Below are 15,723 nucleotides of genomic sequence, written 5' to 3' on the forward strand. Positions count from 1 at the left end.
ACGCTCTGCGTGGGAATGTCGGCCTGGACGCTCTGCGTCCGCTCTTGTGACGCAGAGCGTCACGGTATGCATGCCCACGCGGAGCGTGGGAACGATCTAACTGAGGTGACCATGAACAACTGGATCAGCGCCCTCGCCGACCTGCAGAACCAAGGCGAACCCTGCGTGCTCGTCACCATCATCGAAGAGCTTGGCTCCACGCCGCGCAACGCCGGCTCGAAGATGGTGATCAGCGCCGCCCACACCTTCGACACCATCGGCGGCGGGCACCTGGAATACAAGGCGACGCACATCGCCCGCGACATGCTTGCCCGTGGCCAGCAGAACACCCATCTGGAGCGTTTCAGCCTCGGCGCGAGCCTGGGACAGTGCTGCGGCGGCGTGACGGTGCTGCTGTTCGAACCCATGGGCCAGGTGCAGGCGCAAATTGCGGTGTTCGGCGCCGGCCATGTGGGACGTGCGCTGGTGCCGTTGCTGGCGAGCCTGCCGTGCCGGGTGCGCTGGATCGACTCGCGCGAGCAGGAGTTTCCGTCACACATCCCCCAGGGCGTGCGTAAAATCGTCAGCGAAGAGCCGGTCGACGAAATCGCCGACTTGCCGGCGGGCAGCTACTGCATCGTCATGACCCACAACCATGCACTGGACCTGGAGCTGACCGCCGCTCTGCTCAAGCGCAATGACTTTGCCTACTTCGGCCTGATCGGCTCCAAAACCAAACGGGTCAAGTTCGAACATCGCCTGCGCGATCGCGGCTTCGACACCGCGCACCTGCAACGCCTGCGCTGCCCGATGGGCCTCAGCGAAGTGAAAGGCAAATTGCCAGTAGAGATCGCCATTTCCATCGCCGGCGAAATCATCGCCACCTACAACGCCCATTTCGGCCAGCACACCGCCAGCGCCGAACCCATTGCCAAACTGCTGCCGGTATCTCGCCGCAGCCAAGCCAAGAATTGAGATCAGCATGCCTTTGACCCGCAAAGCCTACCGTGCCGCCATCCTGCACAGCATCGCCGACCCCGCCGAGGTTGGCATCGACGCGTCCTATGAGTATTTCGAAGACGGCCTGCTGGTGATCGACAACGGCCGGATCAGCGCGCTTGGCCACGCCAGCGACCTGCTGCCGACCCTGCCCGCCGATATCGACGTCACGCACTATCAGGATGCGCTGATCACCCCCGGCCTGATCGACACCCATATCCACCTGCCGCAGACCGGCATGGTCGGCGCCTATGGCGAGCAGTTGCTGGACTGGCTCAACACCTACACCTTCCCGTGTGAAAGCCAGTTCGCCGACAAGGCGCACGCTGACGAAGTGGCGGATATTTTCATCAGGGAACTGCTGCGCAACGGCACCACCACCGCGCTGGTGTTCGGCAGCGTGCACCCGCAATCGGTGAACGCGTTCTTTGAAGCCGCCGAAAAACTCGACCTGCGCATGATCGCCGGCAAGGTGATGATGGATCGCAATGCGCCGGATTATCTGACCGACACGCCGGAATCCGGCTACCAGGAAAGCAAGGCACTGATCGAGCGCTGGCACGGCAAGGGCCGCCTGCATTATGCGGTGACGCCACGTTTCGCCCCCACCAGCACGCCGGAGCAACTGGCATTGGCCGGGCAACTGCTGGGGGAGTATCCGGACCTGTATATGCAGACCCACATCAGTGAGAACAAGCAGGAAGTCGAATGGGTGAAGGCGTTGTTTCCAGAGCGCAACGGCTATCTGGACGTGTACGACCACTACAAACTGCTCGGCGAACGCTCGGTGTTTGCCCATGGCGTGCACCTGTGCGACGACGAATGCGCACGGCTGGCAGAAACCGGCTCGGCCGTGGCGTTCTGCCCGACCTCGAACCTGTTCCTCGGCAGTGGCCTGTTCAACCTGCCGATGGCCGAGAAGCACAAACTGAATGTAGGCCTGGGCACCGACGTGGGCGGCGGCACCAGTTTCTCGCTCCTGCAAACCTTGAACGAAGCCTACAAGGTCATGCAGTTGCAGGGCGCGCGGTTGAGCCCATTCAAGTCGCTGTACCTGGCGACCCTGGGCGGTGCGCGCGCGCTGCGCCTGGAAGACAAGATCGGCACCTTGCAACAGGGGACGGATGCGGACTTTTTAGTGTTGGACTACAACGCTACGCCGTTGCTGAGCTATCGCTTGAAGCAGGCGAATAACATTGCCGAGACGTTGTTTGTGTTGATGACCCTGGGGGATGACCGGACGGTGTTGCGGACGTATGCAGCGGGGCAGTTGGTGCACCAACGCTAATTTCAGCCGCAACACAAAACAAATGTGGGAGGGGGCTTGCTCCCGATAGCGGTCGGTCAGTAACAAATATGTTGTCTGATACACCGCAATCGGGAGCAAGCCCCCTCCCACATTTTTATCCCAGGTGAGTCAGGGAAGTTACAGTTTTACCGACGAGCGCCCTGGCTTCTTGGTCTGCAACAAATGCGAGAACACCGCATGCAGATCATCCGACGCGCTCTCCTCATCGAGGTTGAGCTTGCTGTCGATGTGGTCCATGTGATGCATCATCAAATCCACCGCCAGTACCGCATCCCGGGCTTCGATCGCGTCGATCAGTTGGGTGTGTTCATCGTAGGAACAGTGCGAGCGGTTGCCGCTTTCGTACTGGGCGATGATCAAGGAGGTCTGGGACACCAGGCTGCGCTGGAAGCTGATCAGCGGCGCATTCTTCGCCGCTTCAGCCAGCTTCAAGTGGAATTCGCCGGAGAGGCGGATGCCGGCGCCACGGTCGCCACGGGAGAAACTGTCGCGTTCGTCGTTGACCATCTGGCGCAACTGGGCCAGTTGCTCAGCGGTAGCGTGCTGCACCGCCAGCTCGGTGATCGCCCGCTCCACCAGGCGCCGCGCCATGAACACTTGGCGGGCCTCGTCGACGCTCGGGCTGGCGACGACCGCGCCACGGTTGGGCCGCAGCAGTACCACGCCTTCATGGGCCAGGCGCGACAACGCGCGGCGAATGATGGTGCGGCTCACGCCGAAGATTTCGCCCAGTGCCTCTTCACTCAATTTGGTGCCGGGTGCCAGGCGTTGTTCGAGGATCGCCTCGAAGATATGCGCATAGACGATATCGTCCTGGGTTCCGCTGCGACCGGCCTTGCCGGCTCGCGGTTGTTTCTTGAGAGGTTGCAACTGTTCGTTCATGGGCACTCGGGTTTGGAGAACGGCGGCGAATTAACGGTAATACGGCAACAGCGGGTCGCTGGCAAGTATCACCTGAAAACAGGGCACATTGTACACAACCCACTGCGCCAACACACTGTACGGCTGTTTGCGGCGTCGGCTGTATTGCAATGAGTCGTTGCGTTTGAGTTTAGGCTTGATTCCACGATTTCCCACGCGCTCTTTGTAGGAGCGAGCTTGCTCGCGAAAAACCTGAGAACGCCACGGTTATTCAGGAAGCTCGCGTTATCGTTGACGTTTTTCGCGAGCAAGCTCGCTCCCACAAAATAAAGCCTGACACAAGGATCATCTTTCCATGACCGACGCCACCCAAGCGCCCTTGCGCCCGCTGGCCGACACTTCACCTTCGGCCATCGTCGCCGGTTTCATCGCCATGATGACCGGTTACACCAGCTCGCTGGTGCTGATGTTCCAGGCCGGCCAGGCCGCCGGTTTGACCACGGCGCAGATTTCGTCATGGATCTGGGCGCTTTCCATCGGCATGGCGGTGTGCAGCATCGGCCTGTCCCTGCGCTATCGCACGCCGATCACCATTGCCTGGTCCACACCCGGCGCGGCACTGTTGATCACCAGCCTGGGCGGGGTCACCTACGGCGAGGCCATCGGCGCCTACATCACCTGCGCGGTGCTGGTGACCCTCTGCGGGCTGACCGGCAGCTTTGAACAGCTGGTCAAGCGCATCCCCGCCTCGCTGGCGGCGGCGTTGCTGGCGGGGATTCTGTTCAAGATCGGCAGCGAAATTTTTGTCGCCGCGCAGCATCGCACCGGCCTGGTGCTGGGGATGTTTTTCACTTACCTGGTCATCAAGCGCCTGTCGCCGCGTTATGCCGTGCTCGCTGCACTGGTGATCGGCACCCTGCTGTCGGGCTTGATGGGGCTGCTGGACTTCAGCGGCTTTCACCTGGAAGTCGCGGCACCGGTGTGGACCACGCCGCACTTCTCACTGGCGGCGACCATCAGTATCGGCATCCCGCTGTTCGTGGTGGCGATGACCTCGCAGAACATGCCGGGTATCGCCGTGTTGCGCGCCGACGGCTACAGCGTGCCGGCCTCGCCATTGATCACCACCACCGGCCTCGCCTCACTGGTGTTGGCGCCCTTTGGCTCCCACGGCATCAACCTGGCGGCGATCAGCGCGGCGATCTGCACCGGGCCGCACGCCCATGAAGACCGCAACAAGCGCTACACCGCCGCCGTGTGGTGCGGGGTGTTCTACGGGATTGCCGGGGTGTTCGGCGCCACCTTGGCGGCACTGTTCGCAGCGTTGCCCAAGGAACTGGTGCTGTCGATCGCGGCCCTGGCATTGTTTGGCTCGATCATCAATGGCCTGAGCATCGCCATGAATGAGCCGAAGGAACGGGAAGCGGCGCTGATTACCTTCATGGTCACCGCGTCAGGCTTGACGTTGTTTTCCATCGGTTCGGCGTTCTGGGGGATTGTGGCGGGGGTGTTGACGCTGCTGATCCTGAACGGACGCAAGGCATAAAAAACGGCGACCCTCAGGTCGCCGTTTTTTTTCAGTATCACTTAGCCGCGTTGATCGGCTTTTCCGGATACCACACGTCCAGCAACGGGCTGACTTCAGCCTTGGTCAGCTCGGAACGGGTTTTCAGCCAGGCTTCAACAGCAGCACGCTGCTCTTCGGAGACCGAGCCGCGCTTCTGCAGGCAAACCAGACCGTAGTCGTCGCCGCCCACATAGCCCAGGCCATTAGCCTCCATCGCTTCTTTAAGGAAGGCATCAAGGAAAGCGTCAATAGCCTTGTCGTCCAAACCTTCTTTGAAAGACAGGTTCAGTTCGAAACCCAGCTCTTGAAATTCATCAACGCACAGTTTTTTGCGCAGACGCTGGGAACGGTTAGTCGCCATTGGAACAATCCTCATAAGTAATAACGGGCGGCACTTTAGCAGTTTAAGGCGGCAATTGCCCGACTCTCTGGGACGGGCGGCGCTTAAGCGATAAAAAAACCCCGATTCCCCGCTATCGTTCAGCTACACGTAAGCTCCGCTTGGGGCATAATGCCGACACTTTCATGACCAATGAGGGATTTTCTTCCATACCCCTCGCCTTTTTCCACCCTTCTCAGCAGTAGGGTTTTATTTCTTATGATCAAATCTTTACGTTCTGTTTTCCTCGCCGGTGTTCTCCTGCCACTGGCCGTTTGCGCCACCGCCGCCCCCGTCAACAACACCCTGCCCCCCAGCGTTGCCCAGGCCCTCCAGAAGGCAAAATTGCAAAACACCGCACTGTCCCTGGTGATGTTGCCGTTGAACGGCCCCGGTACGCCGACCGTGTTCAATGCCGACGTGTCGGTGAACCCGGCCTCCACCATGAAACTGGTGACGACCTACGCGGCCCTGGAGATGCTCGGCCCCAACCACCAGTGGAAAACCGAGTTCTACACCGACGGCGTCCTCAGCGGCGGCGTGTTGCGCGGCAACCTGTACCTCAAGGGCGGCGGCGATCCCAAGCTGAATATGGAAAAACTCTGGCTGTTGATGCGCGACCTGCGCGCCAACGGCGTACAGCAGGTCACCGGCGACCTGGTGCTGGACCGCAACTTCTTCCAACAGCCGCAATTGCCGGAGTTCAATGACGACGGCAACGACGAGAACAAGCCGTTCCTGGTCAAGCCCGATGCGCTGCTGGTCAACCTCAAAGCCTTGCGCTTCGTGACACGCAACGATGCCGGGCGGGTGATCGTGTCGGTCGAGCCGCCGATTGCGAGCATTCGCATCGACAACCAGGTGAAAGTCTCCAACGCCAAACAGTGCACCGGCGACGTGCGCTACAGCCCGATGACCGCCGCCGATGGCAGTATGACCGTGACCGTCAGTGGCCAGTTGGCGGACGGCTGCAGTTCGCAGACCTATCTGTCGCTGCTCGACCATGCCACCTACACCGCCGGCGCCGTGCGTGCGATCTGGAAGGAATTGGGCGGCACCATCCAGGGCCGCGATATCCAGGCGCCAGTACCCAAGGATGCCAAGGTCCTGGCCCGGGCATTCTCGCCGGACCTGGCGGAAATCATCCGCGACATCAACAAATACAGTAACAACACCATGGCCCAGCAACTGTTCCTGAGCCTGGGCGCGCAGTTTCGCAACGATGCCGATGGCGACGATGCCAAGGCCGCGCAACGCGTAGTACGTCAATGGCTGGCGAAAAAAGGCATTACCGCGCCACACCTGGTGATGGAGAACGGTTCCGGCCTGTCCCGCGCCGAACGGATCAGCGCCCGCGAAATGGCGGCCATGCTGCAAGCGGCCTGGAAAAGCCCCTACGCCGCCGAGTACATCAGCTCGCTGCCGATCGCCGGCACCGACGGCACCATGCGTAAACGCCTGAAGACCACCGCTATGCGCGGCGAAGCCCATGTGAAGACCGGAACCTTGAACACCGTGCGCGCCATCGCCGGGTTCAGCCGTGACAACAACGGCAACACCTGGGCGGTGGTGGCGATTCTTAACGACTCCAAGCCGTGGGGCGCGTCGTCGGTGCTGGACCAGGTGCTGCTGGACCTGTATCGCCAGCCGAAGGCGGTTGCAGCCGCGCCAGTGCTCTAGCGTTATTCAACGCCGCTGCCACAGAGCTCCACCCGGTCCCTGCCCGTCTGCTTGGCGGTATACACCGCCGAGTCCGCGCGCAGCAGCAACCCGTCAATGCCTTCATCGACACGCCAGCTGGCCACCCCAAAGCTGGCGGTGACGATGCCCGCCGGCGCCATCGGCGTGCTGCGCAACGACTGCCACAACTGCGTCGCCAAGTGGTAAGCCTGGGCGCCATCGGTGTGCGGGCATAGCACCACGAATTCTTCCCCACCCAACCGACAGAACACGTCGGTGCGGCGCAAGCGTTGGCTGATTCGCCTGCACAGCTCCTGCAACACACCGTCCCCGGCGCCGTGCCCGTACTGGTCGTTGACCCGCTTGAAGTGGTCGACATCCAGCATGATCACCGACAGCGCCCCAGACGTACGGGTGTGGCGCAGCAGTTCGGCTTTCATGCGGTCCTGGAAATAGCGGCGATTGTGGATGCCCGTCAGGGAGTCAGTGATGGACAGCGTGCGCAACTCTTCTTCCACGCGCTTGAGGTCAGAAATATCCGACACATAACCGTGCCACAACGTACCGCCGCCGGGTAATTCCTCCGGCGTGGCCTCGCCACGAATCCAGCGCAGGCCGCGCTGGGGCAGCTGCACGCGATACTCTTCGCGCCAATGGCTCAGTTGCAGCGCCGACAAGCGTATCGACGCGCGTACCCGCTCAAGGTCCAAGGGGTGAATGCGTTCCAGGACCTTGCCCGCATCCTGCTGCAACACGCCAAGCTCGATCTCATAGATATCGCGCATGCCTTCGCTGGCGTAAATGAAGCGCCAGCTGTTGTGGGGCTCCAGGGTGAACTGGAAGATGCCGCCAGGCACATGGGCACTGAGCTTTTTCAGCAAGCGATCGCGCGCGGCCAACGCTTCATAGGCGCGCTTCTGCTCAGTGACATCCAGGTAAATCGCCAAGTGCCCGACCCACAGGCCATGGTCATCCAGCAACACCGTGACCAGCATATTTACGGTCAACGGGCTGCCGTCCTCGCGCACCAGCGTCCATTCGCGGGCATCCTGTTGACCGTCGGGACTTTCCACCAGCATCGCCTGGCTCGGCGCGATACGCTTGCCCAGCGCCACACTCAAACGCATGGCGCGGGTCTCGAGCTCGGCGGCCAGGTGCAGGCGCTCCAACGTCAGGCGGCCCACCACGTGCTCGCCCTTGAACCCCAGCATCCGCTCGGCCCCGGCATTGAACATGTTGATGACACCGCGCAAGTCCGTGGCAATGATTGCGACGTGCGTCGCCGCATTCAGCACGCTGCGCAATTGACCATGCGCGCCCCGTAGCTCCTGTTCACGCATGCGCAACTGAGCGGTACGCTGCTCCACCAGGGTCAACGCCCGCTGGCGTTGGCTGACCAGCACATAAAGCAAGGCACTGAGCAGCACACTCAACAGCACGCCCATGATCAGTATGGTGTTGGTCGAGGAATGGTTGGCCTTGTCGAATACCTCACTGGCACGCAGGCTCAGCGCGTAGACGTGGTCACCGAGGGTAAGACGTCGGGCGGCGACAAGGTCGCTGCCGCCCGGCGCATTGCTGGACGCATACAGCACACGCTGCTCAGTGTCGGAGGTGTCGACGATCTGCATCGCCAGGTTATCCCGGTTTGCCTTGGGCAACCCATCGGCCACCAATTGGCGCAGGCTGATCACCGCCATGACGTAACCGTACGGCTGGGCATCGACGGTCTTGCTGACCGGCGCCACCAACAGTACCCCTGCGGCATAGGCCGGTTCCACGCCCACCAATTGCATGGGCTGGGACACCGCCACCTTGCCGCTTTTTTGCGCACGCTCCAGCACAGCGCGCCGCAGGGGTTGGGCCAGCAGATCAAAACCCAGCGGCGAGCCCAACAGACTTTGGGTCTGGCTGTATAACACCGGTACATATTCATCGCGCTCGGCAGCGGGCGCCAGCTCACCTGCCGAATTCAGTTCACGGATGTTGAAAGGTACGCCGCGCTGGCGCGAGATGTCCTGTTCAAACCGGCTGCGCTGATCCCGAGGCACACGCGGCGCCCAGGCATAGGCACGCGCATGCAACAACAAAGGCTGGGCGAAGCCGTCAAATTCGCTGCGAGACACCTCGCCGGAATTGATGAAGAAGCGGCGCAGGCTATCCAGGCGCAGCTCCTGGTCTTCGAAGCGCTCCTGAATCCGGCTGTAGCGCTCATTGACCAGCAACTGGAAGCGCTGGCGCACCTGCTGCTGATTGAGGTCGGCAGCGGCCCACGCGATGACCAGGGTCAGCGCGCTACCGATTGCCAGCACCACCAATGCCACCAGCCAAGCCGATGCCTGTTCACTGATAAAACCAAGGATCTTCGGGCGTACGGCTTGCATTGGCATAGGCGATACTCACAACGCCAGCGTGCGGGGGGTGTCACTTTGGCTGGACGTTAAGTTATAGCCATCGGTGGGGGGTTTGACCAGCGTAAATACCTGCCGTGGCGAGGGAGCTTGCCCCCTCGCCACACGTATCAGCGTGCGGTGATTTTCCAGGCGCGGTGGATCTTGGCGTTACGCGCGAAATCCGGGTCGATGGTCTTGTCGCTGATCTCCTCGACCGCATAGCGTTCGCTGAGGTTGTCTTCCAGCTGGAACTTGCGGAAGTTGTTCGAGAAGTACAGCACGCCGCCCGGCGCCAGGCGCGCCATGGCCAGGTCGAGCAATTGCACGTGGTCACGCTGCACGTCGAAAATACCTTCCATGCGCTTGGAGTTGGAGAAGGTCGGCGGGTCGATGAAAATCATATCGAACTCGTCGCGACTGGCTTCCAGCCACGCCATTACATCACCTTGTTCCAGGCGGTTCTTGTCGGAAAAGCCGTTGAGGGAGAAGTTGCGACGTGCCCAGTCCAGGTAGGTCTTGGACAAATCGACACTGGTGGTGCTGCGCGCGCCACCCTTGGCCGCGTGCACGCTGGCGGTGGCGGTGTAGCAATACAGGTTGAGGAAACGCTTGCCCGCCGCTTCCTTCTGAATGCGCAGGCGCATCGGGCGGTGGTCGAGGAACAGGCCGGTGTCCAGGTAGTCGGTGAGGTTGACCAGCAGCTTCACGCCACCTTCGCTGACCTCGGTGAACTTGCCCTGGGCGCTCTGACGCTCGTATTGCTTGGTGCCGCTCTGACGCTCGCGACGCTTGACCACCACGCGACTTTTGTCGACGTTCAGTGCCTGGGGAATTGCCGCGAGCGCGTCAAACATGCGCGCCGAGGCTTTTTCCGGGTCGATGGACTTCGGCGCGGCGTATTCCTGCACATGCACCCAATCGTGATACAGGTCGATAGCCATGGAGTACTCCGGCATATCGGCGTCGTACACGCGGTAGCAATCCACGCCTTCACGCTTGGCCCACTTGCCCAGCAGCTTGAGGTTCTTCTGCAGGCGGTTGGCGAACATCTGCCCGCCCTCGCTCAAGCGCGCCTGTTCGACCACCGGGGCCGGGGCTGGCTTGATCGGGTTGCCGTTCTTGTTGTACTGACGCTCGACCGGTTCGGTCGGGGCCTGGTCGTAAGCCGCTTGCTCACGTTCAGCCTGGCGCTGCTCCGGGGTACGACGCTCGCCGGTGACGAACTGATCCGGATTGACCTTGATCAGCAACAATTTGCACGGTAACGCGCCGTTCCAGAACGAATACTGTTTGTGGCTGCGGATGCCCATGCGCTTGCCCAGGTCCGGCGCGCCGGTGAACACTGCAGCTTCCCAGCCCATGCAAGCCTGGCGCAGACGCTCGCCAAGGTTCTGGTAAAGGTACAACAGGCTGGCCTCGTCACCCAAACGCTCGCCGTACGGCGGGTTGCAGATCACCAGGCCTTTCTGGTTCTGGTCCGGGCGCGGCTCGAACGTGCCGACTTCGCCCTGGTACACCTTGATCCAGTGGCTCAGGCCGGCGCGCTCGATGTTGTTGCGGGCCGGCTGGATCAGACGCGGATCGGCTTCATAGCCACGCACCCACAGCGGGGTTTTGTTCATGCCGATAGCGGCACGTTCGGTGGCCTCGGCGTGCAGCTTCTTCCACAACGCCGGGACGTGTCCGAGCCACGTGGTGAAGCCCCACAGTTCGCGATTGAGGTTGGGCGCCATGTCGGCAGCGATCATTGCGCCTTCGACCAGGAAGGTGCCGACGCCGCACATCGGGTCGGTCAATGCGCCGCCTTCGGCAGCGATGCGCGGCCAGCCGGCGCGGATCAGGATCGCGGCCGCCAGGTTTTCCTTCAACGGCGCGGCACCCTGCTGCAGACGGTAGCCGCGCTGGTGCAGGCTGTGGCCGGACAGGTCCAGGGACAGGATGGCTTCGCCACGGTCCAGGCGCAGGTGGATGCGCAGGTCCGGGTTGATCTTGTCGATGGACGGACGTTCGCCAGTCGGGGTGCGCAGCTTGTCGACGATTGCATCCTTGACCTTCAGCGCGCCGAAGTGGGTGTTGTCGATGCCCGAGCCGTGACCGCTGAACTCCACCGCCAGCGTACCGTCGCTGACCATGTGGTCGGCCCATTCGATATCCAGCACGCCGTGGTAGAGGTCCTCGGCATCCTTCATCGGGAAGCGCTTGAGCACCAGCAACACCCGGTTGGCCAGACGCGACCACAGGCACAGGCGGTAGGCGGTTTCCATGTCGGCCATGCCGCGCACGGCCGAGGTGTGCTCGCGGGCGTCCTCAAGGCCAAGCCCGACGGCTTCCTCGATCAGCAGGCCTTCGAGGCCCTTGGGGCAGGTGAGGAAGAGTTCAAAACGGTCCGACATGGGGCATTCCAGGCTTTTCAGCAATCAATGAACGGGCGACGCATCGTCGGTTCGGTTTTCAATCAAGCACTTTTCTTGAAGAGTGCTCGCGTGGCACGAATGTGCCGCTCCACCTCATCTGACGGGCCTTTGGGCCTTTATTGACGGGGCAGAAGAAGAATTTGAAGCAACAAAAAGAAATATTCCGACCCTTCGTCGAATAATAACCGACTGCAACAGGTGGGCATTCTCACCCAAGGATTAAACACATTCTCTTCGCAGGGCACATCATAGCTGGCTTTGCCTAGGAAAAGGGGCGAAAAGCCATCCCAGCTTATGGCTATAGCATCGTTATCGTTACGTGCTTATGACAAAACGATCATTGAATCCATGTGACCTATTGGTTAGAACTCAACACAGGTTGGCGCCGTAACGACGCCGACACATCGGCTCGCCACGCCGGCAGCGAGCCCACCAACGGCAGAAAAACTCTGCCCGGCCTCACACGAGGCCGAAGGATATCTAGACAGTCAACAAGTGAGGGAAACACCCTATGAGAAGACTTAAGCGTGATCCGTTGGAAAGAGCATTTTTACGCGGATATCAATATGGCGTTCATGGAAAATCCCGTGAGCTTTGCCCATTTACTCTACCGTCGGTGCGCCAAGCCTGGATCAATGGCTGGCGAGAAGGACGAGGCGACAACTGGGACGGTATGACTGGCACTGCGGGTATCCACAGACTCAACGAACTTCACGCCGTCGGCTAATCAGGGCACTTAATTCCGACACAACAACTTGAATATGTAGCGATTTAACCACGCACGTCCTATCCGGGCGGCGGGCTTCGGCCCAGGGGCTCCTCTATGGAGCCCTTTTTATTGCCCGTGTCAGACAAGCGCCCTCAGCGCAGGGCCGCGATCGCGTCCACCGATTCGCGAATCAGCGCGGGGCCTTTGTAGATGAAACCGGAGTACAACTGCACCAGGCTTGCGCCCGCCGCGATCTTTTCAGCCGCGTGCTTGCCTTCGGTGATCCCCCCCACGGCGATGATCGGCAAGCGCCCCGCCAGTTCGGCCGCCAGCACCTTGACGATATGGGTGCTTTTGTCCCGTACCGGCGCGCCGGACAGACCGCCCGCCTCGTCACCGTGAGCGAGGCCTTCGACGCCCACACGGCTGAGGGTGGTGTTGGTCGCGATCACCGCATCCATGCCCGCGTTCATCAGGGCCTGGGCCACCAGCACGGTTTCTTCATCGCTCATATCGGGAGCGATCTTGATCGCCAATGGCACTCGCTTGCCGTGGCGCACGGCCAGGTCTTCCTGGCGCTGGCGCAATGCTTCGAGCAATTGCTTGAGGGAGTCGCCGAACTGCAGGCTGCGCAAGCCCGGGGTGTTGGGCGAGCTGACGTTGACGGTGACGTAGCTGGCGTGGGCGTAGACCTTGTCCAGGCAGATCAGGTAATCGTCCACCGCACGCTCTACCGGCGTGTCGAAATTCTTGCCGATGTTGATACCGAGGATGCCCTTGTACTTTGCCGCCTGAACCCGTGACAACAAATGGTCCACACCCAGATTGTTGAAGCCCATGCGGTTGATGATCGCCTCGGCTTCCGGCAGGCGGAAGATCCGGGGCTTGGGGTTGCCCGGTTGCGGCCGAGGCGTCACGGTGCCGATTTCGACGAAACCGAAGCCCAACTGCGCAAACCCGTCGATCGCCGCACCGTTCTTGTCCAGGCCGGCCGCCAGCCCGACCGGATTGGGAAATTCAAGGCCCATCACCGACACCGGTACTTTCGCCGCAGCCTTGCAAACCAGGCCATTGAGCCCCAGGCGGCCACCGGCACCGATCAGGTCCAGGGACAGATCGTGGGAGGTTTCCGGGGAGAGTTTGAACAACAGCTGGCGGGCCAGGGTATACATGGGCGGGCTAGACTCGGATGGCGGCGAAAGGTGGCGCGATTATAGCCGGGGACACACGCTGCATGCGAGGCGTGCCGCCCAATCGTCAATTACGATGGGCCATCAGTGCCTCATAACGGGCCCAGACTTTTTCGGCGTAGCGCATGCGCAACGCGTCACGCTCCGCCCCGGCGCCCGCTCCCACATTGTAGGAACCCACCGCTGTCCAGTTATAGCCGAAACGCTGAACGAACCCGGCAAGAATCGAGGCACCGACCTCCACCGACAAACACGGCTCGCTCAACAGCCGCTCTTCGGTAATGCCCAGCTTGAGCAGGCGAGGCAGGTGACTGCTGTTGATTTGCATCAAGCCGATATCATGCGTGCCATTAGCGTTGGCATAGTTGATCGCTTCTGCGCGGTACCCCGACTCTACCGCTGCGATGGCCTGCAGCAACTCTGGCTCGAAGTCGTAACGACGCGCCACTTCATCCCAGCAGTAGGCCAGGGCCTGGTTGCTGCCCATCAACAAGCCCAGCATCAGGCCCCTGCCCCACACTTTAAACACTGCTGATCTGCCCGCACGCCGAACACACGTGCATGACGTGCTTGGGCTCGGCGTTCCGGACCTGCACAGGGCAGGTAAAACGGTAGCCCTTGCCATACACGGTCTTGATAAACCCTTTGTCGGCCTTCAAGTGTCTACGCAAGGCGTAGATGCAACGTGTCAATGACTCATCAGCCACCTCGCCCCGGGGCCAGGCAAGCGCCAACAAGCGGTCCTTGGTCATCAACGAACCGCCGGAAACCAGCAACAGTCGGAGCACGTTCCCCTCTTTGGGCGGCAGTTGAATATCGGTTTCCCTACCCGTGAGCCGACCATCTTCATGCAAGGTCCAGTGAGCGAAAACCAGGGAATTTGTCGATTCTTCAATCCCGATGTCCATAAGGCGTCCTGCACATTCGACTGCTGACATTCAAATCCTTCTTGCTGTGACGGCTCACTCGCCCGATGCCATGACTATAAAAACCTGTCTCGCGTATCACGCTAGGAAAAACCCTATTCAGTCAGGGTTTTTCAGCGTCTCGTTGTAAGACAGTTCACCACTCAACCCGAACGAGGTATCCATTCCTGATACACCTCATGCAATTCAACGCCTAACCGGTCCTCCAGCTGCACCAACTCACCCACAGCCATCAACTGCCCGTTGACCCGCACCTCCACGCAGTGGATGACCTCAGGCGCCAAAGGCAACACTTTCCCCGGCGCAAACGCAGCCAGACGCTTACGGCTGATCAATTGCTCCTGCAGCAGTATTTCCAGGTACATGGACAAACGCCTTTTATTCAGGGGGAACGCTCGCGGCCCGGCCTTACGAACGCACGTTGCACACGCTCATATTGCGCAGCCGTCAACGGCGGCGGCCCGGCCGGAGGCTTCGATTCGTCACGGCCCACATCCACCCGCCATGACGAGATTTCATTCAGTTGCCTGGGAACATCCAATTCATCTACCAGCTTCTCGATCAGGCTTACCTGGGCCGGCTTGCCTTTGATCAAGAGGCTGTTGGTGTCCGCATAGGCGATCAGCGTCAGGTTCTTGTCCGCCAGCGGGCCCTTCTGCTCGCTGGCCAGCAGGCCTTGAATGATGGAGGCCATCCCCGGCACGCTGACCTTGCTCGCGCCGCTGCCATACTGCCTGTCCTCGACGTGGGTATTGAACACCTGCACCACACCGAAGGCGTGCGTGCCCACGCGCAGTTCACTGCGTTGGCGGTCTGTCAATTGCGCCAGCCGCAGCACCTGGTTGACATAGCTGGGTGGCCCGGACACGTAGAAGGTACGCACCCCGCTGTCGCGCAAGGGATAGCGCGATTCATCCAGCCCCGTTCGGCGCAGGATGCCGCGCAGTCGGTTGACTGAGATGTACCGCAACGCCACCACGGAGGTTCGCGCTTCAGTCGCGTTGTAGACGTGCACCGATTGCCCGTCGCTGTGCCAGATCAGGCCTTCACGCCGGGCCAGCGCTTCAAGGACCTGTTGGGGCGCCTCGAAATCGAAGGTCCCGCTGACACGCCTGGGCGCCGCCTCCCGACTGACCACCACAGGCAGACCCAGGGGCACCGACAATGCAGCGAAAAAACTGTCCAGGCTTTCATCGCTGGCCTGATACGGCTCGCCCCAGGCAACCCGGCTGAGCAGCAACAGCACCACCCACAGCAGCGTGCTACCGAGGCAGTGGCGGTTCGTCGGAATGGGAGATTCAGCATGCACCTTGGTTT

At 61.1% G+C, this 15,723-nt stretch carries 13 protein-coding genes and 1 pseudogene; 5 read left to right on the top strand and 9 right to left on the bottom strand.

Features of this window, described 5'->3' with window-relative positions; all coding sequences use genetic code 11:
* The first annotated feature begins 111 nt into the window (after nucleotides 1-111).
* Complete coding sequence (gene xdhC / locus C4J84_RS18395) at nucleotides 112-954, top strand: xanthine dehydrogenase accessory protein XdhC (protein WP_124367944.1); 843 nt, start codon at nucleotides 112-114, stop codon at nucleotides 952-954.
* A gap of 7 nt (nucleotides 955-961) precedes the next feature.
* A complete protein-coding gene (gene guaD / locus C4J84_RS18400) occupies nucleotides 962-2,266 on the top strand; it encodes a guanine deaminase (protein ID WP_124371508.1) in 1,305 nt (434 codons plus the stop codon).
* A gap of 138 nt (nucleotides 2,267-2,404) precedes the next feature.
* Here the strand turns inward: guaD and C4J84_RS18405 are convergent, their stop codons facing one another.
* On the bottom strand, nucleotides 2,405-3,169 hold the full coding sequence (locus C4J84_RS18405; protein WP_124363916.1) for a GntR family transcriptional regulator: 765 nt from the start codon (nucleotides 3,167-3,169) through the stop codon (nucleotides 2,405-2,407).
* Nucleotides 3,170-3,503: 334 nt separating this feature from the next.
* Between C4J84_RS18405 and C4J84_RS18415 the strand changes: the two genes are divergently transcribed.
* Nucleotides 3,504-4,694 carry a benzoate/H(+) symporter BenE family transporter gene (locus C4J84_RS18415; RefSeq protein ID WP_124435902.1) on the top strand — a complete coding sequence of 397 codons (1,191 nt, stop codon included), beginning with the start codon at nucleotides 3,504-3,506 and terminating at the stop codon, nucleotides 4,692-4,694.
* A 37-nt stretch (nucleotides 4,695-4,731) separates the two neighbouring features.
* On the opposite strand, the gene C4J84_RS18420 is transcribed toward C4J84_RS18415, so the two are convergent.
* Nucleotides 4,732-5,076 (bottom strand): YggL family protein, encoded by a 345-nt coding sequence (locus tag C4J84_RS18420; RefSeq protein WP_124435903.1) that lies wholly within the window; start codon nucleotides 5,074-5,076, stop codon nucleotides 4,732-4,734.
* A 237-nt stretch (nucleotides 5,077-5,313) separates the two neighbouring features.
* Between C4J84_RS18420 and dacB the strand changes: the two genes are divergently transcribed.
* Nucleotides 5,314-6,774, top strand: a complete 1,461-nt coding sequence (gene dacB / locus C4J84_RS18425; RefSeq protein ID WP_124410541.1) for a D-alanyl-D-alanine carboxypeptidase/D-alanyl-D-alanine-endopeptidase — start codon at nucleotides 5,314-5,316, stop codon at nucleotides 6,772-6,774.
* A gap of 2 nt (nucleotides 6,775-6,776) precedes the next feature.
* On the opposite strand, the gene C4J84_RS18430 is transcribed toward dacB, so the two are convergent.
* Nucleotides 6,777-9,164: a GGDEF domain-containing protein gene (locus C4J84_RS18430; RefSeq protein WP_124435904.1), complete on the bottom strand. Its 2,388-nt coding sequence runs from the start codon at nucleotides 9,162-9,164 to the stop codon at nucleotides 6,777-6,779.
* A 131-nt stretch (nucleotides 9,165-9,295) separates the two neighbouring features.
* Entirely contained in the window at nucleotides 9,296-11,560 is a 2,265-nt protein-coding gene (rlmKL, locus tag C4J84_RS18435; RefSeq protein ID WP_124430236.1) for a bifunctional 23S rRNA (guanine(2069)-N(7))-methyltransferase RlmK/23S rRNA (guanine(2445)-N(2))-methyltransferase RlmL, read from the bottom strand.
* 532 nt (nucleotides 11,561-12,092) lie between these two features.
* Between rlmKL and rmf the strand changes: the two genes are divergently transcribed.
* Entirely contained in the window at nucleotides 12,093-12,308 is a 216-nt protein-coding gene (gene rmf, locus C4J84_RS18440) for a ribosome modulation factor (RefSeq protein ID WP_002553055.1), read from the top strand.
* Nucleotides 12,309-12,442: 134 nt separating this feature from the next.
* Here rmf and C4J84_RS18445 read toward each other — a convergent pair whose 3' ends face one another.
* The 5 genes and pseudogenes from C4J84_RS18445 to C4J84_RS18465 form a co-directional block, all read right to left on the bottom strand.
* Nucleotides 12,443-13,462: a quinone-dependent dihydroorotate dehydrogenase gene (locus C4J84_RS18445; RefSeq protein ID WP_124407900.1), complete on the bottom strand. Its 1,020-nt coding sequence runs from the start codon at nucleotides 13,460-13,462 to the stop codon at nucleotides 12,443-12,445.
* Between the two features lie 85 nt (nucleotides 13,463-13,547).
* A complete protein-coding gene (locus C4J84_RS18450) occupies nucleotides 13,548-13,982 on the bottom strand; it encodes a transglycosylase SLT domain-containing protein (protein WP_256657796.1) in 435 nt (144 codons plus the stop codon).
* A gap of 19 nt (nucleotides 13,983-14,001) precedes the next feature.
* A complete protein-coding gene (locus C4J84_RS18455) occupies nucleotides 14,002-14,388 on the bottom strand; it encodes a winged helix-turn-helix domain-containing protein (RefSeq protein WP_124435905.1) in 387 nt (128 codons plus the stop codon).
* 161 nt (nucleotides 14,389-14,549) lie between these two features.
* Complete coding sequence (locus C4J84_RS18460; protein ID WP_124363925.1) at nucleotides 14,550-14,771, bottom strand: FliM/FliN family flagellar motor switch protein; 222 nt, start codon at nucleotides 14,769-14,771, stop codon at nucleotides 14,550-14,552.
* Nucleotides 14,772-14,878: 107 nt separating this feature from the next.
* Nucleotides 14,879-15,715: pseudogene (locus tag C4J84_RS18465) on the bottom strand (secretin N-terminal domain-containing protein); the annotation flags it as partial.
* Nucleotides 15,716-15,723 lie beyond the last annotated feature (8 nt).

The sequence above is a fragment of the Pseudomonas sp. R11-23-07 genome (genome assembly GCF_003852295.1).
Taxonomy (GTDB): domain Bacteria; phylum Pseudomonadota; class Gammaproteobacteria; order Pseudomonadales; family Pseudomonadaceae; genus Aquipseudomonas.

What these genes read in the sequence shown, in the direction of transcription:
- C4J84_RS18460 (WP_124363925.1), bottom strand. Translation starts at nt 14,771, where the DNA reads ATGTACCTGGAAATACTGCTGCAGGAGCAATTGATCAGCCGTAAGCGT.
- C4J84_RS18450 (WP_256657796.1), bottom strand. Translation starts at nt 13,982, where the DNA reads ATGCTGGGCTTGTTGATGGGCAGCAACCAGGCCCTGGCCTACTGCTGG.
- C4J84_RS18415 (WP_124435902.1), top strand. Translation starts at nt 3,504, where the DNA reads ATGACCGACGCCACCCAAGCGCCCTTGCGCCCGCTGGCCGACACTTCA.
- rmf (WP_002553055.1), top strand. Translation starts at nt 12,093, where the DNA reads ATGAGAAGACTTAAGCGTGATCCGTTGGAAAGAGCATTTTTACGCGGA.
- C4J84_RS18420 (WP_124435903.1), bottom strand. Translation starts at nt 5,076, where the DNA reads ATGGCGACTAACCGTTCCCAGCGTCTGCGCAAAAAACTGTGCGTTGAT.
- dacB (WP_124410541.1), top strand. Translation starts at nt 5,314, where the DNA reads ATGATCAAATCTTTACGTTCTGTTTTCCTCGCCGGTGTTCTCCTGCCA.
- C4J84_RS18430 (WP_124435904.1), bottom strand. Translation starts at nt 9,164, where the DNA reads ATGCCAATGCAAGCCGTACGCCCGAAGATCCTTGGTTTTATCAGTGAA.
- C4J84_RS18445 (WP_124407900.1), bottom strand. Translation starts at nt 13,462, where the DNA reads ATGTATACCCTGGCCCGCCAGCTGTTGTTCAAACTCTCCCCGGAAACC.
- rlmKL (WP_124430236.1), bottom strand. Translation starts at nt 11,560, where the DNA reads ATGTCGGACCGTTTTGAACTCTTCCTCACCTGCCCCAAGGGCCTCGAA.
- guaD (WP_124371508.1), top strand. Translation starts at nt 962, where the DNA reads ATGCCTTTGACCCGCAAAGCCTACCGTGCCGCCATCCTGCACAGCATC.
- C4J84_RS18455 (WP_124435905.1), bottom strand. Translation starts at nt 14,388, where the DNA reads ATGGACATCGGGATTGAAGAATCGACAAATTCCCTGGTTTTCGCTCAC.
- C4J84_RS18405 (WP_124363916.1), bottom strand. Translation starts at nt 3,169, where the DNA reads ATGAACGAACAGTTGCAACCTCTCAAGAAACAACCGCGAGCCGGCAAG.
- xdhC (WP_124367944.1), top strand. Translation starts at nt 112, where the DNA reads ATGAACAACTGGATCAGCGCCCTCGCCGACCTGCAGAACCAAGGCGAA.